This window comes from Streptomyces aureoversilis (genome assembly GCF_042657885.1).
GTDB lineage: Bacteria > Actinomycetota > Actinomycetes > Streptomycetales > Streptomycetaceae > Streptomyces > Streptomyces aureoversilis.
Genome location: NZ_JBHSKJ010000022.1, coordinates 119,699 through 142,009 on the forward strand (window position 1 = coordinate 119,699; position 22,311 = coordinate 142,009).

Annotated in this window: 20 protein-coding genes; 9 read left to right on the forward strand and 11 right to left on the reverse strand. The window is 71.8% G+C overall.

All coding sequences use genetic code 11. From position 1 onward, the window contains the following. Positions 1 to 159 precede the first annotated feature (159 nt). From ACFPP6_RS30465 to ACFPP6_RS30510, 10 genes are all read right to left on the reverse strand, one after another. Positions 160 to 2,766 carry a hypothetical protein gene (locus ACFPP6_RS30465; RefSeq protein WP_382049278.1) on the reverse strand — a complete coding sequence of 869 codons (2,607 nt, stop codon included), beginning with the start codon at positions 2,764 to 2,766 and terminating at the stop codon, positions 160 to 162. Beyond that, positions 2,763 to 5,369 carry an ATP-binding protein gene (locus ACFPP6_RS30470; protein ID WP_382049281.1) on the reverse strand — a complete coding sequence of 869 codons (2,607 nt, stop codon included), beginning with the start codon at positions 5,367 to 5,369 and terminating at the stop codon, positions 2,763 to 2,765. Before ACFPP6_RS30470 ends, ACFPP6_RS30465 begins: the two co-directional genes overlap by 4 nt. A gap of 58 nt (positions 5,370 to 5,427) precedes the next feature. Then, on the reverse strand, positions 5,428 to 6,048 hold the full coding sequence (locus tag ACFPP6_RS30475; RefSeq protein ID WP_382049284.1) for a hypothetical protein: 621 nt from the start codon (positions 6,046 to 6,048) through the stop codon (positions 5,428 to 5,430). Then, on the reverse strand, positions 6,048 to 6,374 hold the full coding sequence (locus ACFPP6_RS30480; protein ID WP_382049287.1) for a hypothetical protein: 327 nt from the start codon (positions 6,372 to 6,374) through the stop codon (positions 6,048 to 6,050). The genes ACFPP6_RS30475 and ACFPP6_RS30480 overlap by 1 nt, the downstream gene beginning before the upstream one ends. A 32-nt stretch (positions 6,375 to 6,406) precedes the next feature. Next, on the reverse strand, positions 6,407 to 7,591 hold the full coding sequence (locus ACFPP6_RS30485; protein WP_382049290.1) for a conjugal transfer protein: 1,185 nt from the start codon (positions 7,589 to 7,591) through the stop codon (positions 6,407 to 6,409). Continuing rightward, on the reverse strand, positions 7,588 to 7,866 hold the full coding sequence (locus ACFPP6_RS30490; protein WP_382049293.1) for a hypothetical protein: 279 nt from the start codon (positions 7,864 to 7,866) through the stop codon (positions 7,588 to 7,590). Before ACFPP6_RS30490 ends, ACFPP6_RS30485 begins: the two co-directional genes overlap by 4 nt. 98 nt (positions 7,867 to 7,964) lie before the next feature. Then, complete coding sequence (locus ACFPP6_RS30495) at positions 7,965 to 8,831, reverse strand: hypothetical protein (protein ID WP_382049296.1); 867 nt, start codon at positions 8,829 to 8,831, stop codon at positions 7,965 to 7,967. Positions 8,832 to 10,491: 1,660 nt separating this feature from the next. Continuing rightward, the gene (locus ACFPP6_RS30500) at positions 10,492 to 10,926 is read right to left on the reverse strand and encodes a hypothetical protein (RefSeq protein WP_382049299.1); all 435 of its coding nucleotides are present in this window, start codon (positions 10,924 to 10,926) and stop codon (positions 10,492 to 10,494) included. 330 nt (positions 10,927 to 11,256) lie between these two features. After that, positions 11,257 to 13,011 carry a hypothetical protein gene (locus ACFPP6_RS30505; RefSeq protein ID WP_382049302.1) on the reverse strand — a complete coding sequence of 585 codons (1,755 nt, stop codon included), beginning with the start codon at positions 13,009 to 13,011 and terminating at the stop codon, positions 11,257 to 11,259. An 834-nt stretch (positions 13,012 to 13,845) separates the two neighbouring features. Beyond that, positions 13,846 to 13,968, reverse strand: coding sequence for a hypothetical protein (locus ACFPP6_RS30510; protein WP_361528110.1), 123 nt, complete (start codon positions 13,966 to 13,968; stop codon positions 13,846 to 13,848). Between the two features lie 227 nt (positions 13,969 to 14,195). Between ACFPP6_RS30510 and ACFPP6_RS30515 the strand changes: the two genes are divergently transcribed. After that, positions 14,196 to 14,831, forward strand: coding sequence for a hypothetical protein (locus tag ACFPP6_RS30515; RefSeq protein WP_382049305.1), 636 nt, complete (start codon positions 14,196 to 14,198; stop codon positions 14,829 to 14,831). Positions 14,832 to 14,846: 15 nt separating this feature from the next. Here the strand turns inward: ACFPP6_RS30515 and ACFPP6_RS30520 are convergent, their stop codons facing one another. Further along, entirely contained in the window at positions 14,847 to 15,293 is a 447-nt protein-coding gene (locus ACFPP6_RS30520) for a GntR family transcriptional regulator (protein ID WP_382049308.1), read from the reverse strand. Between the two features lie 529 nt (positions 15,294 to 15,822). On the opposite strand from ACFPP6_RS30520, the gene ACFPP6_RS30525 reads away from it, so the two are divergent. The 8 genes from ACFPP6_RS30525 (at position 15,823) to ACFPP6_RS30560 (ending at position 22,311) form a co-directional block, all read left to right on the forward strand. Continuing rightward, positions 15,823 to 16,089 carry a hypothetical protein gene (locus tag ACFPP6_RS30525; protein WP_382049310.1) on the forward strand — a complete coding sequence of 89 codons (267 nt, stop codon included), beginning with the start codon at positions 15,823 to 15,825 and terminating at the stop codon, positions 16,087 to 16,089. A gap of 253 nt (positions 16,090 to 16,342) precedes the next feature. Beyond that, the gene (locus ACFPP6_RS30530) at positions 16,343 to 16,543 is read left to right on the forward strand and encodes a hypothetical protein (protein WP_382049313.1); all 201 of its coding nucleotides are present in this window, start codon (positions 16,343 to 16,345) and stop codon (positions 16,541 to 16,543) included. A gap of 105 nt (positions 16,544 to 16,648) precedes the next feature. Then, on the forward strand, positions 16,649 to 16,906 hold the full coding sequence (locus ACFPP6_RS30535) for a WhiB family transcriptional regulator (protein WP_382049359.1): 258 nt from the start codon (positions 16,649 to 16,651) through the stop codon (positions 16,904 to 16,906). A gap of 156 nt (positions 16,907 to 17,062) precedes the next feature. Continuing rightward, positions 17,063 to 17,239: a hypothetical protein gene (locus tag ACFPP6_RS30540; protein WP_361528098.1), complete on the forward strand. Its 177-nt coding sequence runs from the start codon at positions 17,063 to 17,065 to the stop codon at positions 17,237 to 17,239. A 520-nt stretch (positions 17,240 to 17,759) separates the two neighbouring features. Further along, entirely contained in the window at positions 17,760 to 20,471 is a 2,712-nt protein-coding gene (locus tag ACFPP6_RS30545; protein ID WP_382049316.1) for a hypothetical protein, read from the forward strand. Between the two features lie 210 nt (positions 20,472 to 20,681). Then, positions 20,682 to 20,882, forward strand: a complete 201-nt coding sequence (locus ACFPP6_RS30550) for a hypothetical protein (protein ID WP_361528094.1) — start codon at positions 20,682 to 20,684, stop codon at positions 20,880 to 20,882. Next, on the forward strand, positions 20,882 to 21,196 hold the full coding sequence (locus ACFPP6_RS30555; RefSeq protein WP_382049318.1) for a hypothetical protein: 315 nt from the start codon (positions 20,882 to 20,884) through the stop codon (positions 21,194 to 21,196). Before ACFPP6_RS30550 ends, ACFPP6_RS30555 begins: the two co-directional genes overlap by 1 nt. 128 nt (positions 21,197 to 21,324) lie before the next feature. Beyond that, on the forward strand, positions 21,325 to 22,311 hold the full coding sequence (locus tag ACFPP6_RS30560; protein ID WP_382049320.1) for a hypothetical protein: 987 nt from the start codon (positions 21,325 to 21,327) through the stop codon (positions 22,309 to 22,311).

A 22,311-nucleotide genomic window follows, 5' to 3' on the forward strand; every position in this document is an offset into this window, starting at 1 on the left:
TGGCGAAGAGGGCGATGGTACCGGCGAGTCGGCGCCGCGGCGGTGTGGGCGTGGGCATAGTGCACTCCCGGTCAGGTGGTTCGTGGGACGGGCGCCGACGGCGCCAGAGGCTGGCGCTGGAGGTGGGCCCGCGGGTGCGGGCTCACCTCCAGCGCCGGGTTACGGCCGCGCGGACGGTGGTCCGGCCGGCCGGGTCGCGCGCCGGGGACCTCGTGGCCCCCTGCCCGGCGTCGCCGGGGTAGCGGGCGGCGCGGCGCTCGGCGCCGGCGCTGGCGGCGGCGTGGGGGATCCGGCGGACGGTGCCGGGATCGCCGGTACGACGGCGGGGCCGGACAGCGGGGGGTTGGCCGGGGCGGCCGCCAGCTGGGGGGTGGGCAGCACCGGAGGTGCGGGCGTGGTCGCGGGCGGCGGCGAGGGGGGCAGCGGGGTGCCGCCGGGTACGGCCGGAGCGGTGGCGGCTGCGCGGGGGCCGGGTGTCGTCTGCGGGGGCTGGGGGGCCAGCGGCTGGGCGAGGCCGAGCTGTGCGTTGGTCGCGTGACGGCCGACGAACCGGCCCATCGTGGCGACGTTGGTCTTGTACTCGGTCGCGAAGGCCTTGGCCTCGCTGACCTTGCGGTCCTTCACCGCGACGAGCTGGTCCTTGACTGCCGTGGCACGCTGCGCGGTGGCCTGCGCACCCCGCTTGGTCGCCGCGACGCCCCTCGGGATGCCCACCGGCGCCCCGACGGTGGCCAGCGCAGTGAACTTTGTGGCCTTGGCACCGAACTTCGCGGTGGCGAGCGCGGCCTTGCCGGTGGCCATGGTGGCCCGGCCGCCCCGGGTGCCGGCCATCTTGTTCTTCGCTGCTGCGGACAGGCGGTTCTTCAGCGTCTGGCGGGCTGCGGCCTGCGCGGCTGCGGCCGCGCCGCCGGTACCGGCGGCTGCTGCTGCCCGCGCGGCCATGCGCAGCTTGCTGCGCGCCTTCGAGGCCGCCTGCGGGGATCCGGTCCACAGGTCCTTGGCCGTCTTGAGCGGGGCCGCAGCCTTGCGGGCCTCGCCGCGGGCCTCGCCCCACAGCTGCTTGAGACCGGGCGCGGTCTCGGCGTAGCGGCCGGGGCTGTTGAAGATCGACCGGCCGGTGCCGCCGACGCGCGCGTTGGCCAGGCGCCGGTTGAGGTTGACGGCGACCTGCTGTGCCGTCGCCGCGATCCTCTTGTGCCCGGCGAGACCGGCGATGGCGGCGAAGTCGATCGCCATGAACTTCACGGCCAGGACGTCGCCGGTGTCCGCGTGGATCAGGGCGAGGATCACCAGGACGAAGAAGGCGAGGAAGAAGATGGACAGGAGCACCCTCAGCACGGCCTTGGCCATGGCCGCTAGCCAGCGATAGAAGGTGGCGCGCCCGCCGCCGGGGAGGATGCCTGCGCACAGGGCCCAGTGGCCGCGGACGCCTTCGAAGGCCAGCCACCCTTGTGCGGTAAGGAACCCGCCGGTGACCAGGACCATCAGGATGCAGACGATCAGCGCGGCGATGGCGATGAAAAGTGCGCTGAAGGCCATGTCGGCCGAGGCCCGCCGGGACTGGAGTTTGGTCTTGCCGTCCTTGTTGCACGTCTTGATGAAGTTTTCACCGATCGACTTCAGGCGCGCCCTGACTTCCTCACTGACCGTGAAGTCGAAGGTGGTGGCCTCCCAGTAATTCAGGCCGAACCGGGACAGGTTGTACTCGGCGAGCTTGTACTTGCCGAAGGCCTTGGCACACGCGCCGTCGAACGTGCGGCCGTACAGCATGAGCTGGTTGGGTTTGACGATGAGCGCGTCGACGAGCGCGTTGGTGATGGGCTTGCTGACGTTCTCCGGCTTTGTGCCGCCGTCGTCGTCCTTGTTCAGGATGATCCCGGAGACTTCCAGGCTCATGCCCTTGGCCTTGCCGAGCAGGCCGTCCTCGGACAGCAGCATTGTGGAGCCCTGCGGCGTGGGCCGGTCGTGCTGCCCGAGAAGCACTTGGGCTGGGGAGACGAGCACGGTCGTGGTCAGCGCGGCGATCACCAGGGACAGGCCGGCCTCGGCGAAGCCGCGGCTGCGCTGGCGGAAGAGGATGTGCCAGCCGGCGTAGAGGCCTGCGAACAGCAGGAACATGCCCGGCAGGCCCAGGCGGTCGATCACCTGGGTCTTGAGCGTGGTGGCGATGTCGTCGACGGGCCCGACGAGGATCTTAGCCAGGCCGAAATTCAGGGCCCAGTCGATCAGCCAGCAGGCGAAGCCGACGACCCACTTGGCGATGCTGAAGAAGATCTGGGCGATCAGGTTCCAGATCTTGAGGTCGATGTCCTTCCAGCCGCCGGTGTCGGCGTCCACGCCGTAGCTCGAGATCGGCACGCCGTTCTCGTCGTTGACGTCGAAGGGCGAGAGCAGGCCGCTGCCTTCCTCGGCGGGCTTGGTGATCTCGTCGTCCGACTGCTTCGGAATCCGACTGCGGTTTCCGTTCTCGGAGCTCGGCGGCTGCGGGGCCGGAGCCGACGTCGCTGGCGGGGGCGCCGGCGCGGAGGGTGCGCTGGTGCCCGGTGAGGCGGGTGCGGAGGGTGCCGGTGTGGCGGGTGCGGACTGGCCGGGCTGGGGAGAGGCGGAGGCCCCGGGCGTCGGCCCCGGACCCGGGCTGGGGTCGGCGAAGGCGACCCGCGCCGAGAAGTCGATGAGCAGGGCGAGGGGCAGGGCCAGCAGCGTGAGCCAGAGCGCGCGGCGTCGGCGCCGGGGGGCGCCCGCGCGGGAGGAGGTGTGGCGTCTCATACCAGGGCCCCCTCGTCGAGGGCCTGCGTCTCCAGGAGCGCCTCGGTGGCGTCCTGATGCTGGCCGGGCGTGGTGTGAATGGCCTCGGCGGCGCGCTCATCAGCGGGGATGAGGACCTTCATGCCGGCGACGCGCTTGCGCAGGTCGCGGTAGAGGCATTCGCCGGCCCGCAGGATCCGCTCGCTGTCGGAGAGGTTGATGGGGCTGAGGTTCTCCGTAATGCGCTTGATCATCTCGGCGTCGGTGGGGTCGAGGTCCAGGAACTCCAGGCACCGGGCGGCCAGGGTCTTGCTGCGGTGGCGGAAGACGAAGACGTGGCTCAGCAGGGCACGGATCTTGTCGCCGATCTCGTTCTTCGGGCCGATGTCGTAGGGGTCGTGACTGCCGGCGAACGCGCCGGCGTGGTGCTTGCGGCCGTCGGAGATGAGCTCCAGGAGCAGGTTGGAGCCTTCGGCCGAGCTGGTCAGCCACCAGCACTCGTCCAGGAAGACCCCGCAGAATTCGTCCTGGTTGGCGAACGCGATCTCGCGGCACAGCGCGGTCATCAGGTACATCAGGCGCCAGCCGAAACGCTTCTCCACCTCAAGGCTGACCAGCCGGTGCTCGGCGAGCTCCTCCTTCGAGGGCAGGCCGAGGCGGTCGACGGCGAAGACGATCGAGTCGGCGTCGGTGATCCGCACGACCGGCAGGTTCGGGTCGAAGATCACCCGGCCGAGGTCCTTCTTCGCCAGGCTGCGCAGCTTGCGCACCAGCTCGGAGGCGGCGGCGCGTACCGCGGCGTCGTTGGGTTCCTCGGGGTCCTCGGTGCGGGCGCGCTCGGCGAGGGTCTGCATGAGCGCGGTCATGCTGGGGTTCGGGGCGAGGCGGGTGGCCTCGATGGCCTCGGCGAGGGTGATGCCCTCGATGGACATGCCGCCGATGTCCAGCAGCGGGGTGAGGAAGGACTCGGTGTAGCGGGCCGCCCGGGGGCCGCGGAAGACGCGCAGGGGGTCCAGGCTCACACCGGCGTTCTCGTCGACCCGGATGATCTGCGTGGTGCCCGGGCACGCGGCCGCGAAGCGCGACCATTCCTGCTGCGGGGTGCGGTCGATGACCAGGGCGCGGCCGCGCGACTTCTTGGTGTCGGTGCGGTGGCCGGTGGTGAGGATCGAGTACATCGCGCACTTCATGGCCACCGACTTGCCGGAGCCGAGCTCGCCGACGAAGGCCGCGGAGGCGTTCGCGTTGACCCGGGGGCCGTGGGAGAAGTCGACGAGGACCGGGCGCACGCCGCCGCCGTTGAGCTGGAGGCCGAAGAGCATGCCGGCGTCGTCGCCCAGGCCGGCACCGCAGAAGGGCATGGCCATCGCGAAGTCCCTCGCGAGCAGAACCTGGGCGTAGTCGAGCATCGGGCGCGGCGTCTTCGTGCCGGGGAGCATGCCGTGGAAGATCGCGGCCTGGTCACCCACGGGGCGGACCAGGGTGTATTCGTTGCCGCCGAAGTGATGCGCGAGGGCAGTGGCCCTCTGGTTGGCCTCCTCCGGGGTCTCCCCCCACACACAGATCGCTACCGCAGGGCGGATCTCCACCTCGGTCGAGGAGGAGGTGAGCCGGTCGCGGTACTCGTCCAGGGACAGGCTCGCCCGGTCCAGGGACGCCGGGACGCCCGCGGTCTCACCTGCGTACTCGCCGCGCTGGTGGGCCAGCTCGCGCTGCTGCCGGCGGCTCTTCGGCTCGGCCTTGGCGCCGGCCTCCACGTGCAGGCGCACCGCCCAGTCCACCGGGAACCCGAACTCGTCCAGGATCGAAAGGTATTCCGACCCCGGGAAACGGAAGGACTCCGGCATCTCGGACAGCATGCTGAACGCCTGGTAAGAGTCCCCGTGCTCCGAGGTGACTTTGAGGTAGCGGCGGCGGAAGGGGTTGGACGGCGCCTTCGAGGTGCGGTCACTGCGTCCGCCCTCGTCGAGGATGACCTCCGTGTGGGCGCGCACGGTGTGTCCGCGGCCGCGCAGGGCGCGCGGGGTGCCGTCCTCGGGCAGCAGCGGCTCACTGATGCCCCGTCGGGCGCTGTGTCCGTAGATCCACAAGATCTCGGCCTCGGTGGCCGGGCGGAGCTTGATGCCCGCGGGCCAGCCGGCGGCCATCCGTTTGGCCTGCTCCAGGCGGGCCTTCTCCTCCTCTCGACGGATCGGCGCCACAGGCAGACCGAGCGCGCCCATCATCTCGGCCTGAACCGAGGACGCCACCGCCCGGACGGTGTCCTTGAGATCGAGGTGCGGAAGCGGCACGCACAGGAAGTCGACCCGGCCGGTCAGCTCCAGGCCCTCGAGCTGGTCCAGGACGCGCAGCGACAGATCGACGTACTCGGGCGAGGCGTCCAGGTCGACGCCGGCCGTCATGCGCGTGACCACGCTCGCGGCATCGACCTGAGGGCACAGGCTCAGCAGCAGCGCCTCGCCCCGCAGGGCCTTGAAGAGCGACTCGAGCGCATCCAGCCGCTCGCGCTTGGTGGACTTGGAGGCGTGCGTGTAATTGTCGGTGTCCACGCGCCAGCACGCCCAGGTGGTCGCGGAGGTGGTCCAGATCAGGTGGCCGCTGATGTGCCGGACGGGCAGACGCATGGGGACTTCCTTGCTTGCAGAGTGAAAAGAAGGAGGGGCAGGCGGCGATGGCGGGCCGTCAGGAGGCGGGCTTGTCGAGCGAGGCCAGGAGCGCCTGCAAGTGGGTGCGGGGCGAGACCGGCGCGGTGCCCGCCCCGGCGGCGGGCACCGCGGCCGCGGCCGGAGCGGGAGAGGGAGACGTCGCGGCCACCGGGCGCGCCTCCGGCCGGTGGTCGGTCGCCGCAGGCCGGACGGCCGGCTGGACGGCGGCGGCCGGCTGTTCGGCCGGCGCGGCGTCCAGAGCGCGCACGTGGATGGTGCAGCTGCCCGTGGCCAGGCGAGGGCGGGCGGTGCGCTGCGGGCGGCCGGCGAGCCGGCCGCCCGCCGGGGCGGAGGAGTAGATGAGCAGGCTCCGCAGCGCGCGGGCCGGGTCACGCCCGTCCATCCGCGCGTACCGCAGTACCCAGGCCAGCCCCCAGGGAAAGGCGACCAGGACGAGGAAGTTCCCGAAGCCGAAGTGCGCCCACAGCTCGCGGGTCATGATGAGCACCCCGAAGGTGACGACCATCGTCACGATCTGCGTGATCGTGTACGGCCCTCCCGGAAGCCGTCCGGCGCCCGGGAGCTTGCCGATGACCAGCGGGTGCTTGCGCGCCCGGGTGTAGGAGTGGCCGATCAGGTCCTCGTCGAGGTCGCTCATCACACGAGCCCGTTCTCAGCCCGGGCTGCGTTGTCGGTGATCTGCACGACGGTCACGGCGCCGGCGTCGTCGACCTCGGAGCCGACCTTGGTCTTCAAGACGTTCATGTTGGCGATGCCCCACAGGACCAGAGCCGCGAGCAGGAAGGCGACGAGGGTGCCGACCCAGGACTTGGTGCGCCACCAGGCCGTGAGGACCGCGGCTATGGCCATCAGACCCGCGGCAGCGAGCAGGAGGGTTCGGAGCTGGCCGACCTTGGTGTTGCCCCAGTCCAGGAGGTCGCCCGCCAGGACGACGGAGTTCGGGTCGGTGGTGATGGTGTGCATGAACGATTCCTTCGTATGGAGATGAGGAGGGATCAGGAGCTCGACGGCGAGGGCAAGGCGCTCGCGGCCGGCGAAGCCGCCGTGGGCGTGGCCGTGGGCGTGCTCGCGCCATCGGAGTCAGGGGCAGCGGTGGCCGTGGCCGGTGCTGCGGAGGGCTGGCTGTCCGGCTTGAGCACCGGGGCGTCGGCTAGGGCCGCGACCTCCCACCGGCCGGCGCGGGAGCTGAGGTCCAGGGCGTAGGTCAGCGGCCAGGCGCGACCGTCCTTGTCGGTGGCGGCGATGCTCACCAGCAGGTGGCGCTTGGCGCCGTCGCCGGGCACCTTCTGGTCGCCGGCGCTCGGGGAGTCGTCGTCGACGTGGGTGACCTTGACCGCGGTGTACGGGGCCGGGGCCACCGGCTGGAGGCGGACGCCGGGAGAGGTGTAGCGGGAGAGGTCTCCGCTGCCGGCGAGGTAGGCGCCCAGGAAGCCGGAGGCCGTCTCCGTGGCCGGGTCGGAAGTGCTGCTGCCGCGGGACGTCCCGTAGCCCAGCGCGCCCGGCTTGAGCGCCTCGGGCGCTGCGACCTGCGCCGGCAGGGACGTGGCGGTGTACCCCACCAGGGCGTCGCCGGAGGAAGAGGTGCCGCCGGCGTTCTCCGGGCCGAGCGCCTGCACTCCCACCCGGTAGTACTGGACGGCGGCCGGGCCCGCGGTGCCCTTCTTGTCCTTGACCGTGACCGTCGCGGCGATCGTCACGGACCAGTAGCCGGGCGCCGTCTCACGGGCGCCGAGCACCGCCGAGCGCGTCACGCTCCGCGTCCCGGGAGGAACGGTCAAGTTCACAGCACCCGAGAAGTACGGCGCCAGGGACCTCTCGGTGCCTTCGCCGGCCTCCAGAAAGGCCGTCACATACAGCGTGGCGAAGCCGGACGGGCCCGTCCCCGAAGCCTGCCGCACCGCCGCGGTCTTCTTCGGCGCGCCCTGGGCAGGGCCGGAGGACGCGGCGAGCGCGGCGATCCCCATCAGCGGGCCGGAAGCGACGAGCACCCAGGCGCCGATGCGGGCCAGCCGGGTCATGCCGGACAGGCCGGCGGTGCTGGTCTGCCAGCCGGTGCGGTCCTCACCGTCATCGGCCAGCTCGCCCTGCTGCCCCGCCGGGGCCTCCTGCTCCGCCGCAGCGGCGGCGCTCTCCTCGCCCCAGGTGTCGCCCTTCTTCTTGCCTCGGCGCAGCCGCTTCACGAGGCCCTCCCCGCGGTGCGGCGGCACAGCACGGTGCGGATGCGCTCGCGCAGCTCGTCCGGGTGACGGGAGATCAGCGACTCCCACGCGCGCAGCGCCGGCTCGGAGTCCTTCTCCACGAAGGTGCGCAGGTCCTGGTGGACCTTCCGGTTCATCGGCTCACGGACCAGGGCGGCGGCCAGGAGGAGGGCCTGGCGCCGGGCGCGGGCGACGAGCAGTTCCTCGGCGTCGGCCACCTGGGCGGCGTGGGCCGGTCGGGGAGGGGGCGTGGACACAGCAGTACTCCCTTGGATCGGGCAGGGGGCGGGATGGGGGGATCAGCCATAGAGGTGTCGGCGCAGGGCACGGTGTGACGCGCGGCGGCAAAAAAACTTCAGGCAGCGGCGAGGTAGGCGTTCACGGTGTCCGCCTGGCGGAGGCTTCGGGTCGCGCGGCTCGCGCGCTGGCGCAGCCGGGCGCCCTCGGCGCCCATGGCACGCGTGGTGCGGTGCGCCCGGTCGGGCACGTCGGATGCGGACAGGTGGTACTCGGTGATCCGCTGGGCCTCGACGGGCGACAGGGCCTGGATGTCCACGGCCCAGCTGACGAGGGCGAGCAGCTCGGTGCGCGCGGCACCGTCCGTGAGCTCGGGCTCCTCGGCGCTGACGAGGTCCAGTTCGACGGCGCGCACCAGGAGCTCGGCCAGCCGCACCTGCTCGTACGGGTCCGGGGCCTCGCCGAGCAGCAGTGCCGAGGTGGCCGAGTCGGCGGCCAGGGGGACCATGCCGTGGGCGATCTCGCGCAGCTTGGCGCGGTCGTCGAAGTCGGCGGCCAGGATGTGCTGGGCCAGCGAGAGGGTGTCCATGGAGAGGTTGGCGAACAGCGCACGCGGGCGGCGCTCGAGCGGGTAGGTCCGCACGACCTCGCACAGCGCGCTCAGCATCGTCGCGAGGATCTCGTCGAACTCGACCCCGTCCCGCAGCTGTGTGCGCGTCATCAAGATGACCTTCGGCAGCAGGACGCGCATCGCGATCCGCCACGCCAGGTCACCGTCGAAGCCGCCCGCGGCGGCGCGCTGGACGAGCACCCTCATCACGGCGTCGTGGGTGAGCCAGTCCCCCGCGCGCTGGAGGCCGGCCAGCCGGTCGATGACGCCCTGCGGGGTGCAGGCCCCGCCGAGCTCCGGGTGGTTCTCCGACCAGGAGGCGACGTGGTCGGCCGCTCGGAGGTCCCGGGCCAGGTCGGCCCAGTCACGGTTCATGCGCCCGATCGAGCTGGAGCTACGTCCGGACGCGGAGGAGCTGCCTGCACGGAAGTGAATGTTGGTGCCCATGTCCTGAGGCCGTCCTTTCGCGTCACCGGGATTGGTGGATGACGCAGACGTTCTCTGGGGCCCCCTTGACAAAGGTCTGTCCGACGCTGCTAGCCCCAGCGCAACGCCTTGACATGCCTGGCTGGCCAGACCCGCGCTTCGCCGCTACCCGCCGGTCGGGCGATCGCAGAACTCTGGCCGGCGAGGGTGCGCCGAGACCGTCGGCCGGCCATGCGATTCCGCATCACGCCCCCGGTGCGGTGCGCCTGGTGCGGTCGCAGGGGCCGCACCAGGCGCACCGGTGCGCCGATGACGTGCGGGGCCCCGGGTGCGCACCGCACCGCACCGGCGCGAACGTGCGGCAGTGCGGTGCGCACCGGTGCTGGCGTTGAAGAAGGGCGGCGCAGGAGGTGCACCGCACCGGACGGTCCGGTGCGGGCCCTCCGGTCCGCCGCCGGCTGCCGGCCTTCGAGCCCGGAGCGAGCGGCGAAGCGGAAGACACCAGTCAGCCGCGCTCGCCCTGCCGCGCCCCTCGTCCGTGGTGAGCCATGAAGGGGCGAAGGAGGACTCGCGGAGGCACGAAGCGCAGGGTGCCGCTGAGGGGCGGCCGCTGCGGAGGGTAGCCACCGCCCCGGATCCGCCCGGCGCTTCCAACCCCTCTTCCACGCTGGCTCCCCTCACCCCAGATCGCCACTGGGTGTAGCTAGTTGATCACTAGCGGGGTGTGTCAAGGGGTGCCGGGCAGTCGCTAGCGAGCGCTGTCCAGGGGAAATACCGAGTGTCCGGGCCCGCCCTTCCCGTCGCTCGTCCCTCGGCGAGAGCCGGAACCAGGTGCAGCCGTTCAACGGACGCGGCCGCTGCAAGGGTGGCGGCCCCGACGAGATGACTACGGTCCGTGCGCATGCCCGTGGGCTTCACCAGCCGCTGTGCCGGACGAGCGGCTCGCCCCGCCAGCGGTCGGACGGTGTCGGCCTGCGGCTCCCGCAAGGTCGGCCGCGGCGGCGGCAAGCGGAACACCGCAAGCGCCGACCGCAGGGCGCGCCGCACCACGGCTTCGCCACAGCGGGCCTCTGGGTATGGCACGCACCGCACCACGGCGACCATGCGGTGCGGCCGCGCTCCCCGGAGCGGCGCACCGCACTTCAGAACGAGGCTGGGCAAGCGCACCGCACGTGGCGCAGGAGGGCGCCACGGACCGAATGCGGTGAGTGCGGTGCGGTGGCGAAGGTGCGCTGCGCACGTGTGCAGAGCGGCGGTGCGGTGGAGCGGCCCACCCCTCCCGCAGGGCTCGACCGAGGCCGGCGGAGTGCCGAGTCGAAGAGGAGGGAGGGCGGCGCAGCGGCTCCCGGGCTGGCTGACCGCGCGCCCGGGGCGCACCGCGTGCGCCCTCACGCTGAACATGCCGTCAGGGTGTGGGTGCTCCCCTTGAGGCGGGAGGGAGAGATCACCTCCCTGCGAGGAAGGGGGGTGATTTCACCTCTGTGGCCAGCCCGTCCCAGAGCCCAGTCAAGGCCTCCGTGGCATGCAGGAACCACCACGGACCTGTTGCACGAAAGGGGGTGCCGGCAGCCACTCGGGCTGTCGGCACCCCCCCTTGGGCGGCTCGTGCTCAGCTTCGGGTCGGAGCGATGTACCGGCGGACCGCGACCATCAGGGACGCGGCGGCAAGGAACCCGACGAGCACCCCGCTGGCCCGGATGCTGAGGGATGCGGCGCCGGTCGCGTGCAGGTACCTCGTCACCGCGGTCGACCCCAGCAGGCTGGACGCGAACAGTGCGAAACACCCCACGAGCAGCAGGACCAGCCTGGCCTCGAGCGGCAGCCATACCGGCCCTCGCGAGGGGCCGAGCCGGGTGTCGACATGAGCGCGGTGCGCGGCAAGGGCCTCTTCCGGGCTCCCGGGACGGTGACGGGGCATCCGCCCGCACGAGCAGGTTGCCCGGAAGCGAGCGGCACCCGCAGCGCTGGACGCGTCCTCGTCGGGGATCAGCCGGGGGGAATGGTGCCCGTCGTCGATGGCGAAGCGGTCCAACCGCACTGGCATCTCCCTTTGCTCATCGGTGCGAACTCCCGTCCGCACAGTCTCCATGGCGGTGCGCTCACGCCGTCCACTACCCCGCACCAGAGCCCGTCCCCCGGCGCGCAGCCGGCGGGGCAACAGGAACCGACGAGCGGCTCCTGACTGACGATGCACGCATAGCAAAACCTGATAGCCGTTCATTTGAAGGTGCGTCAAGGACGTGCACCTTCGAATGTGTGGTGCGCGTGCGAAGGTCGGGATTAGCGGGCACCGCACCAGCTCGGTGCGCACCGGCCGCACCACGCCTCGCCGAGACCTCAGCCCGGTGCGCCACCATGCGGTCCGCGCGGGCACTCACGACGCCGCGTTCGCGGCCAGCGCGGCGGCGTGGTGACGCAGGCACACGAAGCGGGTGGGCAGCGCGAGCCGGTCGCACGACTCACCGCCCCACCCAGCGCACCTGAGCTCCTCGGCCTCCTGTACCCGCTCCTCCGGCTCCCCCTGTGTGGTCGGACGGCACGCTGCGCAGAGTCCGTCGCCGCTCGCCGCCTCCGCCTCGGGGAACCCACTCGCACAGGCACGGCAGATCCCGCGCGGTACCTCGCGCGGCTCCTGGGACCGGGGCGCCGGCGACGTCGCTCGCACCGGCCGAACCGGCCGAGCCGTGGGCTGGCACTCAACGCACCCCTCGTCGCCGACCATGAGTACGCCGTGCTCCGGGCACAGCCCCTGGGCCAGCCGCTGCTGACGCTGGCGCTCGGCCTGCTTGGCGGCGAAGGCATCCTGGCACACCTCGCAGGTCTCCCCGGTGGACCACCGCACCCCGGACTCGCAGTCGCGGTTCCCGCACCCCCATCGCGGCAGCGCCGCGCCGAGGATCCAACGTCCCGGGTCGCGGATGTCGGACACCATGACGCCGGCCAGGCGCGCGGTCAGACGGTGGCGCAGCCGGTCGGCGTCCGTGCCCTCGTTCAGCTGGCGGCCGACCTCCCGGCCGATCCGGCGCAGCACCCAGACGCTGCCGATCTGCTGCATGAGCCAGGCCACCGGCTCCAGGGCGGCGTGGATGCGGGGGCTGAACGTGAGCTCCGGCCCGTCGTACGGGGCCGCCTTCGGCCGGGCCGGGCTCGTGGTGCTGTCGGAGGAGGGGAGGTTTTTGTTGCCCGCGCGCAGCGCGAGACCGCCCTCCTCCACGACGCTCGTGGAGCCGGAAGCCGGGTTTTCCACAGCCTCTCCCACCTGAACTTCGCCTACGGCGGGGAAGAACAGCGCGCGTTCGTCATCAGGTCGGACAGTCCCGAGGTCTTCCTTAGTCGCGAGCGATCCGTCACCAGCATCGGCACCCGATCCGTCACCAACACCGGTACTTCCCGCACCCGGACCAGCCTCTGGCCGCGGGGTGTCCACAGCGTCACCGGGCGCACCGGCGGGCTCCTGGCCGTGCTCGTCGGCAGCCGGAGGGATCTCGTGCGCGATGTAGTGGTGACGGCCCTGCGCACCGGCGCGCCGGTGCACCGTCGCCCAGCCCGCGGCCTCCAGCTCGTCGATGACGGCCCCCGCAGCCTCCGCGGTGACCGGCAGGCCGGCCCGCCGTCCGGAGTAGTGCCGAAGGAAGCCCGCGATCTCGCCCAGCGTGAGGGGGATCCGCTGCTTCTGGCTGTACATCAGCACGGCGTACGCGCGCAGCTGCCGTGGGGTCAGGTCCTCGCAGGCCGCCACCGGCAGCCACACGAACCGCTCCGTCGACGACATCGTCCGCACCCGGCGACGCGCCGTCGTGCCCGAGCCGCCCGGCAGCGAACGCCGGACGTTCTCCGGGAGCTCCACGACTCCGTCCGCAGCCGGGCGCCGCAGCTGGGTCAGACCCCGCTCGACGGAGGACTTCGACATCCCCAGGTACGACGCGAGCCTCTCGGCCCCGGCGGTGCAGCCCTCCGGGCGGGCGCCGAGAGCCTTGACCTTCATGTACACGGACAGGGCGACGTCGGCGTAGGAGGCCGAGGCAATCAGACGCCAGGGAACCCGGACGCGCTGGCGGCGCTCCGAAGAGCACCCCGCGGTCGTCGCGACCGCTCGCGGGACACGGCTGTGCGCCGGTGCGGCACTCACTGCGCCTCCCGGGACCGGGCGGGCGCCTGGGCCGGCGCGGACGGAGCGAGCGGGCGGACGTACGGGTGCGCGATCGCTGCAACAGGCGTGAACGACGCCCACTTGATGGCTAGGCTGGACACACTTCTCCTGGCGCAGCGGTCAGGTGACAGCCATGGAGCCGCTGCGCTGGGTCTCGCAGCCCCGCCGGATTCCGGCGGGGCTGTGGTGTTGGTGAGCTAAGGGCGTTCCTGCGACGCGGGTCGGGTCGGGGGTCAGCCATAGAGGTGTGATGGCGGGTGCCCGTGTGACAGCAAGATCGGAAATTCTTTGACCGCACGGTCACGGGCACCGCAGAGCTGACACCGGCGACGTCGCCGGACCGTCTCGGCGCGGGGCCGAGAACGGCCTGGCCGACCGCGGCCCGGTCAGGGCGGGGGCGGCGCGTCGGAGCGACCGCCCCGGGCCGGGGCAGCGGGTGGCTGGGTGTCGAGGAGCGCCGGGCGTCGGTCAGCCGAGCCGTACGGCGAAACGATCAGCCTGTGATGCGCGCCACAGGATCGCCTGTGGGTGGGCGTGCGAAGCTGACAAGTTGGCAGATGGTCGTGCACTATGGAGATGCCTTCCTGCGTGCAGCGGGCATGGCAAAGCCCTTCTTGAAGGGCTGTGGGTTCTGGCGAACCTGAGTTTGAAGAGTCCGAAGCCGGGGGCAACCGGGTCGGACACCTCCTCCACGAGGCGGGCAAGCCTCACGGAGAGCAGACGGGCGTCGGGTCTGGTGACGGGCAAGTCACCGGGCCCCATGAGCCCAGGCGGCAGTCAATCCGTAGGTCGTACGGGCGCCGCCCTATCCCTCTACGTCATCTCGACCTCCACCACGGAGGGCTGCCCGGGCGCGGGCGTGGACGTCGCCAGGATGGCGAGATCGGAACGGAGAGCCGGGAAGTGCGAGGCCGGCTGAAGGTACAGTGGTGCCATCAGAGCCTCCCTTACAGGCTCGTTGACCCCCGTGGCTTCCTAGGGCCTCGGGGGTCCTTGTTTTTCCGATAGATCAAGGACGCTGCCAGCCTATCCCTACCGGGCGTCCCGGCCGAGCCACTTACCGACCAGAACCAAGGGACGTGTCGGTACGTCAGTGAATACGACCCTATGGCGTAGATGTCCTGACTGGGTGTCGAGGCCGCAGGCGCGGCATCATGAGCGGCATGCCTGCCGCCCCTGCCGCCGCCCCGCCGAAGAGCTACGCCCCGCCGGCGCGACAGCGCGGATACATCACGGCCATGCGCCGCATCGCCGCATCCCGCGAACCCGGAGCGCCGGTCCGCGTCTACCTGGGCGCGCCGCCCCTCATTGCCGAACGGGATAACTGGGACGACAGGGTCAAAGCTGTGCGAACCCGTCTTCCGCGAGGTATCGACCTTCTCACCTACGGCACCGCGTTCGCCGGCGGCGAGGACTATGCCGAGCGCTGGGAAAAGTTCGCCCAGGGGCTCGACGGCCTGGTGCTGATCGCGCCTCAGAAGAAGCCCGGCGGGAAGGTCTACCGGCTCGGCCCCACGGCCCGCGACGAACTGCGCACTGTGGTCGCGGCAGGCAAGCCGGTCCTCCTCTTCGCCCGCACCTACGGCCTGGTCCCCGTAGTCGACTGCCTCCCGAACCGGGTCGGACCACCCCACCGCCCGCGCACCAAGCTCGCAGTCCCCGAAGGGTGGGATGCCAAAACGCCGCCTCCCACGCTCGAGGCAGCGCTCGCCGCGCTGCGCCCTAAGGCCGGCGACGCTGTAGAGCCTCCGACCCACCCTGCTCACCTCCTGAACCCGTTCGCCGTCACGACGTCCTGACTCAAGCAGTGCGACCTACTCCTGGGCCGGCGGACGCTCCTTCAGCTCGACCACCTGCCGGCGCAGGACGGTCAAGTCTCTGCTCAGGCTCTCGAGGGCGATCTCGTTAGCGGCGCGCATGTCGTCGATCTGCTTCTGTAGGGCGTCGATCCCACTGAGTGCCTGCGCCACGGACGCGCCCCGCGCGGCCTTGGTCGGCCCTCCCTCGTTGACGAAGACGCCAACGCCCTTTTCTCCGTAGAGCAGCCCTTCGTTCGTCAAATCGCCCACGGCGCGGCGGACAACGATGGGAGAGACGCTGTACAGCTCGCTGAGCTTCTTGGTTGAAGGGATCGGGTGGCCCGCCTTTAGGCGGCCGTCGGCGATCTGCTGGCGCAGGTCATCCGCGACCCGCTGGTACTCCGGCTGTCCGGCCCCCAATGTCGACCCCTCTATATCCACATGGCTGTACGCGGTGGACATAGTGCAGCACATCGCCGCAGTCGCTACCAGCTGCGCCCCCTGAAGGGTCATGGCGGATCTCCCTTGACATGCCTTGTATGTATGGCAGTACCTTATATGCAAGGTCACGCCGAGACAAGACGGGGCCTTACCCCAGAGGTGTCCTCCCAGGGCACTCCTGGGCACCGGGACCCGGCCAGGACCAGGTCCTCGCCTCGACATTCAGGCCCACGAGGCGGCCAACGGGCCGGCGACTCCCGTGTGGGACGGACCGGAGACCAGCCGGACATTGAGAACTCCAGAGTGGACGAGTTGAACGAGGCCCTCAGCGGGCCTCCCGCGGGCGCATAGAAGAAGGCGCCCGCCCCGGCCCACACCGGGCCGGACACATCGAGGACCTGAGCACCAGTGCTCACGGTCCACCGCACCCGCATCACGGCGATGCGCCAGGGTGCGGCGGGCCGTGCCCACTCGTGACGAGCGGTCAAAAAAGGACGGCCCCGGGATCGCACCCCAGAGCCGTCGGTACAGGAACCCTGTGGAGGAACCCGTGATCACCAGCATGGCACGGCCCACGCACGCGAACGGCAGCGGTACTACCCCGGTGTACCGACTTGCGCACCACGCGAGCCAGCCGGCGGCCACCAGCCCCCGACACCCCCAGGAAGATCCGCAGGCCCAGCTGCACGCCCTGGTCAAGCACCTCGTCGTCGACGGTGACACCCGCGCCCTCCGCGCGGGCCGGAAAACGCCGCGGACCCTCGCGGACATGACCCGCCGCCTCGCCGACAGCACCCCCGGTGGTGGACCGCGATGAGCAGCCGATCCAGCGCCCCAGCACCGAAAGCCGCCGCTGACCTCGAGCAAGCACGGCGCCGGGCATCTGCCGACCTCAAGGCCTCGCAGGATGCCGCCCGCCGGCTCGCCGAGACCGTCGCCCGGACCAGTACCTGACTCCCATGCACCGGCCTGGCACGGAAGGCCAGCCTCCGCCAGAGGCCGAGGCCACCGCCCGGACCGCATCGGACTGAGTGCCCGATTCCCAGTCCCACCTGAGAGAGGACTGTCTGATGAATAAGAAGCTCGCCGCGGCGATCGCACGCGATGACCGGCTGGAGGACGCCGGGATGCACGCCGACGATCGGCAGACCTGCTACCGCCACCAGTCCTGGGCCGACGAGTGCGCGGACCAGCACGCGCCACTTACTGCGGGGCGCGTGCTCGCTGAGGCTCTGGAATTCGACCGCATCCGGTTCGCAAACCGGGACTGACCGTCCATCACCGACACCCGACAACGGGCTCGCCGCCGAACGCAGCGGCGAGCCGCCCACTACACCGAACCACGCGAATCGAACGACTGAATGGAGAACACACAAATGGACTGGCGCCACAACGCCGTGTGCCGTGAAGAGGACCCCGAGCTGTTCTTCCCTATCGGCACCACCGGACCCGCCCTCCTCCAGATCGAGGAGGCCAAGGCCGTCTGCCGCCGCTGCCCCGTGATGGAGCAGTGCCTGCAATGGGCGCTCGAGTCCGGCCAGGACGCCGGCATCTGGGGCGGGCTGAGCGAGGACGAGCGCCGCGCGATGAAGCGCCGCGCCGCCCGCAACCGGGCACGCAACGCGACCGCCTGATCACCAGCCACTGCAGTCCCCGACACCTCCACCGTCCACGGTGGCCGGTGCCGGGGGCCGTGGTCGCTCGTGATGAGAGACCGAACAAGGCGACGGCCCCGGGATAGCGCCCCAGGGCCGTCGTACGAGTCACCCCGACTACGAGGGAGAAGACCCGTGCCGAAGAGCATTGCACACCAGACGTCGTCGGACGTCGAGAGGCTCCACGAGGAAGCGCGCCGGGACTACCAGCGCCACCACGCCCCGGAGACCGCCGCCGAGGCCCGCCTCCAGCGCGGCGAGCGCCGCGGTGCCACCCCCGTCACGCACCGGGGGCAGAACAAGAAGCTCTGACCACGAGATTCAGCCCGGTGGTCCGAACCACCTGCCCCTGCGAGTGGCGAGGCAGGGTGAGACGCCAGCCCGGCCAGCGCGAGGCCGCCAGCCACATGGTCGGCGACCGCGTCTCGGCCCGGGATACCGCTCCGGACCCCCAGGCGGCTGATGGCCGTACGCCCGCCGAGCAGTTGCTGAGCGACTGTCTCCTGGCCCAGGTGCGAGCAGCCGACGCGCGGGTGCCTGCCTGCCGACGGGTTCCGCTCACCGCTGCGGACATGCGGGCTCGCCTCGCGGAACGGACGCGCGGCTCGCCGTGATCGCCATCGCCGGCCAGCGCATCGAGTCGGCCGTTCGCGACAGACGTGAGCAGCAGCGCTGAGGGTGCGGCGCGCGGAAGGTCAGCTCCAGCTGGGGCCGGGATCACCGCGGCGCGACCCGTATCGCCCGAATCATCCGGCAGGCCGCATGCGGCCAGCCGGCGCGGGTCCGCGCCCCGACGGGGCGCGGACCGGTGGCTTGAGAAAGGAGTCGCGGCGTGGGACGTCGCGCGAAGAAGAACCCGGTGCCGCCGCAGCGACGGCGCCGCGCCTCCGCCCCGTCGGAAGCGCCCCAGCCCCCGACTGCTCCGGCACCGGAGGCCGAGCAACAGCCGGTGCCCGTGCGGGATGCGGCTGACGAGTGCCTGGCGGACGCGCAGGATCGCGCCGCCGACATCCTCGCGGTCGCTGCCGAGCAGGCCCGGGAAATACTGGCGAGCACCAGCGCTGACCGTACGAAGGCTGTGCGCCTTCTCGGCGTCGCCAGGCGGCGCGCGGTGGAGGTGGTCGGCCAGGCCAAGCAGCAGGCGCAGCGGATCCGGGAGGACGCCGACGCGCGCGCCCGGAGGACGCTTGCCCACGCCTCGAAGCAGGCCAGCGACTTCATTGCCGCCGCTGACCAGCGCTCGGATGCCGCCTACGAGGCCGCCCGGCAGGCCCGCGAGGAGAGCGAACGGCTTCTCGCCGCTGCTCAGCGCGACGCCGACGATCTGCGGGCGCAGGCCGGCGAACAGGCCGAGGAGCAGCTGGCGGAAGCCGAAGCCCACGCGTCGGGTCTGATCGAAGAGGCTGAGGCCGCCGCGCGTGTGGTCCGCGAGTCAGCCACCGAGAAGGCCAAGGCCCTGGTGGCGGACGCCGAGGTGTCCGCGCAGAGGATCACCACCGACGCCGAGACGGCCGGCGGCCGGACGCGCCAGGAGGCCGAGGACGAGGCCGTACGCCTACGGGGCGAGGCAGAGCGCCAGGCCCAGGAGCAGCGCGAGGCGGCCGAGACTCATGCCGCCGAGGTGATGGACACCGCGCGGTCCGAGTCCGAGCGGCTTCTCAGCGAGGCCCGGCAGCAGGCCGCCGACCTCGAGCAGCGCGCGGCGTCGGAGGCGGCCGCGCTGGTGGAACGGGCCCGTGCCGGGGCCGAGGAGATCTCCGCGGGTGCGCAGCGGCTGCTGGCGGCCAGTGGGCAGGAGGCCGTGCAGGTGCGGGAGGCGGCGGAGGACGAGGTCGCCTCCATCCGCCGGACGGCGGAGGCTGATGCCGGGCGGGTACGAGAGCAGGCCCGGCTCGAGCGGGAGGACGCCGCGCAGGAACGCGCATCCGCCGCCGCGGCGGCAGCGCGGGTGCGCCGGCTGGCCGAGGACGATGCGAAGCGGGTGCGGCAGACGGCGTCCGAGGACGCCAACCGCATGACCAGCGACGCGAAGACGGAGGCCGACCGCATCCTCGCCGACGCCCGCCGGACGGCAGCCGAGAAGCACAAGACGGCCGAGGCCCTCTTGGCCCAGGCCGAGAAGCGACAGCAAGACGCGGCCGGTGTCCAGGAGACTGCGGAGCAGATGCTGGCCGAGGCCGAGACGCTGATGCGCCGGGCCACCTCCAGGACCGAACGGCGCCTGGAACGCAAGAAGATCCGCCAGAACGCCCGGGACAAACGCCGCGAAACTGTCGACCGGCGCCGGGAAGAAGCCCGAGCCAAGCGCAAGGCCGAGCGGGTCGGCCACCCGACGCTCACCGACCGGGCCCGGACTCTGGTGCGCAACCAGGCACGCCGGGTGCTGGTCGGCGGGCCGATCATCGCCCCGATGGCAGTGGCCTGGTACTCCCAGACCCGCTACGCCATGGACGCCTTCGGCTGGTGGATGATCTTCGCGCTCGGTTTCGCAGCCGCGTGGGAGCTCACCACCGCCTTCACCGGCTGGATGTACCACCAGGCCCGCAGCCAGGGCGACGCCGGACTCAAGTACCGGGTCATGACGTGGGTCTTCGCCCTCGGCGCGGCCGGGATGAACTACGCCCACAACTGCGGACCGGCGGGGGCACCGACCCAGGCGGCCATCGCGTTCGCCGCGATGAGCATCGTCGGCATGCTGCTGTGGGAGCTGTACGCATCCCTGATCCACCGGCAGTATCTGCGGAAGCACGGAATGATCGCCAAGGCGCGGCCGCGGATCGGTTTCATCCGCTGGGTCCGCTACTCGAGGCGCTCGTTCACCGCGTGGTCCCTGACGATCAACGACGCCTCGCTGACGACCGTGGACCTGGCGTGGACCGCCGCCGAGACCGAGATCGCCCGGCAGCGCGCGCTGCGCGCCGCCCGGAACGGGGCGCCGCTTCCGGCGACGTTCCGGGTGGTCCCGGTCTCGGCCAGTCTCACTCCCGCCGGTCTCCCCGGTCTCGCCGCTCGTGAGACCGGCGAGACCGAGACCGTGGTCCTGGAACGGCTGGAGACCCGCGCCGAGACCGGGACCACCGGTGGGCCTCGCACCAGCGGTCTCGCCCTTCCCTCCGGGGAGAGCAGCGAGACCACGCCGCCTCCTGCCGCGAGCGATCGCTGCCAGGGCGGCACCGGCGCACCGTGCCGGATCCCGGCGGGTGAGACCGGCGAGACCACGGAGACCACCGGCCCGATGCCGGAAGAGACCGCCACGGGTGAGACCAGCGTGCACGGCGAGACCGAGACCGGGACCACGCCGGGCGAGACCGGGACCGCCACATCCGAGACCAAAACCGGGACTGGGACCAGCGCGGAGGTCCCGGTCTCCACGCTGCGGGACCCCAAGACCGAGACCGAGCTCCTGCTCGATCTCATGCGGTCTCGCGGCGGCGGACTGAAGGTCTCGCTGGACGACGCGATCGCCCGGACCGGCCGTCCAAAGTCCACCGCCGCCAAGCGTCTGGCGGCAGCGCGAGACCTGTACCTCCGCGAGACCGGCTGAGACCGAGACCGTCCCGTCCTGGCACCCACTGCCGTCCCCAGCCCGCAGGTCTGGGGACGGCCACGGCCACCAGGCCGACCCCGGGGATCCCGGCCCGCTTTCCAGGGCCCGGCCGGGATCCCCTCCCTGACTCCTCGAACTGCAAGGAGCTGAAACCAGCATGACGCACCACGACACCGCCGGCCGTCCCCTTATCGGGGATGAACGCTGATGGCCTTCTTCGGACTGTTCGGCAACGACAAGGAACTCGCCGCCACCGCCTACCAGGACCGCGAGTCGGCCAGCGAAAAGGCGGCCCGCAAACGACGAGAAGCCCACCACCGCAATGCCGCCCGTGCGGACCGGCAGGGATGGGCCTGGGCCGACGCCCAGCGCGAGCGCCAGGACCTCAAGCGCGGCAGGAGGCGCTGATGGCCTCGGCGGAGTCCCGCGCGCGAGCATTCCTGGCCGCGGCAGCGTCCCTGCTCACCCGACGGCTGCACAAACGATCGCTGCGACACACGCCCGCAGCCCAGCAGGACCTGACCGACAACTCGAACACCAACACCGAGGCGCCCACCCGCACACGGCTTCCCACAGCCAGCCGCACGAACGAATCCGTGCCCGCGACGGATCCTGCGCCGACGGGCGACCTCCCGACGGCGGCCGCCACCACGCACGGCGCGGCTGACCAGGCCGAAGCCAGCCTTCGTACCCGTCTGCGCGAGATGGGGGTGCGACCGTGACGACGGCCAACGACACAGCCACTCCTGCACCCGACCAACCCGGGCCGCAAACAACGGCCCAGGTACAAGCCGCCCCCGCCGACGACCACACGCAAGGAACGCCCTCCGCTCCTGCGAGCACGCACCAGGTGAGCGAGGATCCCGAGCCCGGGCAGCCCAAGACCGCAGCCGGTCCGGTACGTCCGACGACGTCGGCCCACGGCGGCACCAAGCCGGCCAACCTGCGGAGCACAGCCTCGGCGCGTCGACAGACCAGACCCGCACCCGCGGCATCAGACGACGCCGACGACGACTGGTGGACGGAGCTCTACCAGCACCAGGACGCGGACCTCGACACGAACACCGGACAACCGCGCCACGCGTCCGGCAGGTCCGTGCGGGACGCCGCCGGCTCGCGCCCGGCCCAAGGGGAGATACCGGCCCGCGAGGACGAGGCCGACCCCGAGCAGCCTGCGGAGCCGGGGCCGGGCAACCGGAATCCGATGGCCCAGCCCGCCGCCGAGGCGACAGCGCCAGCTCGTGCCGAAACCCTGGACAGGACCGCCGCCCCCGGAGACCTCGACGAGCCCCGCCCACGGCGCCAGCACATCCCGGCCGTCACCGGCTCGCGGCGGCTTCGCAAGTTCCGCACACCGTTCTGGCGCTTCTGCCTCTTCAGCGGCTCCGCGGCCGCCACCGGCTACGCCGTGGGCCTGGGTGCCTACCTCTCCCAGTTCCCTCCGGCAGCCGTTCAGGCCGCCGGAGGACTACTGGCCCTGGCCGTCGCGCTCGTCGCCGGCGCCACGGCCTGGAAGGCCGCTGGAACCAAGATCGTCGCGAACTTCCTGCCCTTCGGCGCGCTCGGTCGCCTGGTACTCGTCGTCGCCGCCGCCGAGATCGGCCGCCGCCTTGGCCCCGCGGCCCTGCCGTTCGCCGCCGAGTACACCAACCAGTACCTCGGCCTCGACCAGGAACAAACAGCCCTCCTGATCACCGGCCTGTTCCTGTGCGGCGGCACTGGCTGGCTGACCTGGCGCGTCCGCGGCCGAAGCCTGCTCGTGCGCTGGTTCGCCCATATCCCCTTCGCAACAGCCGTCCTGGTCTGCGCCCTCTACACCAACGGCCCCGTCGCCTGA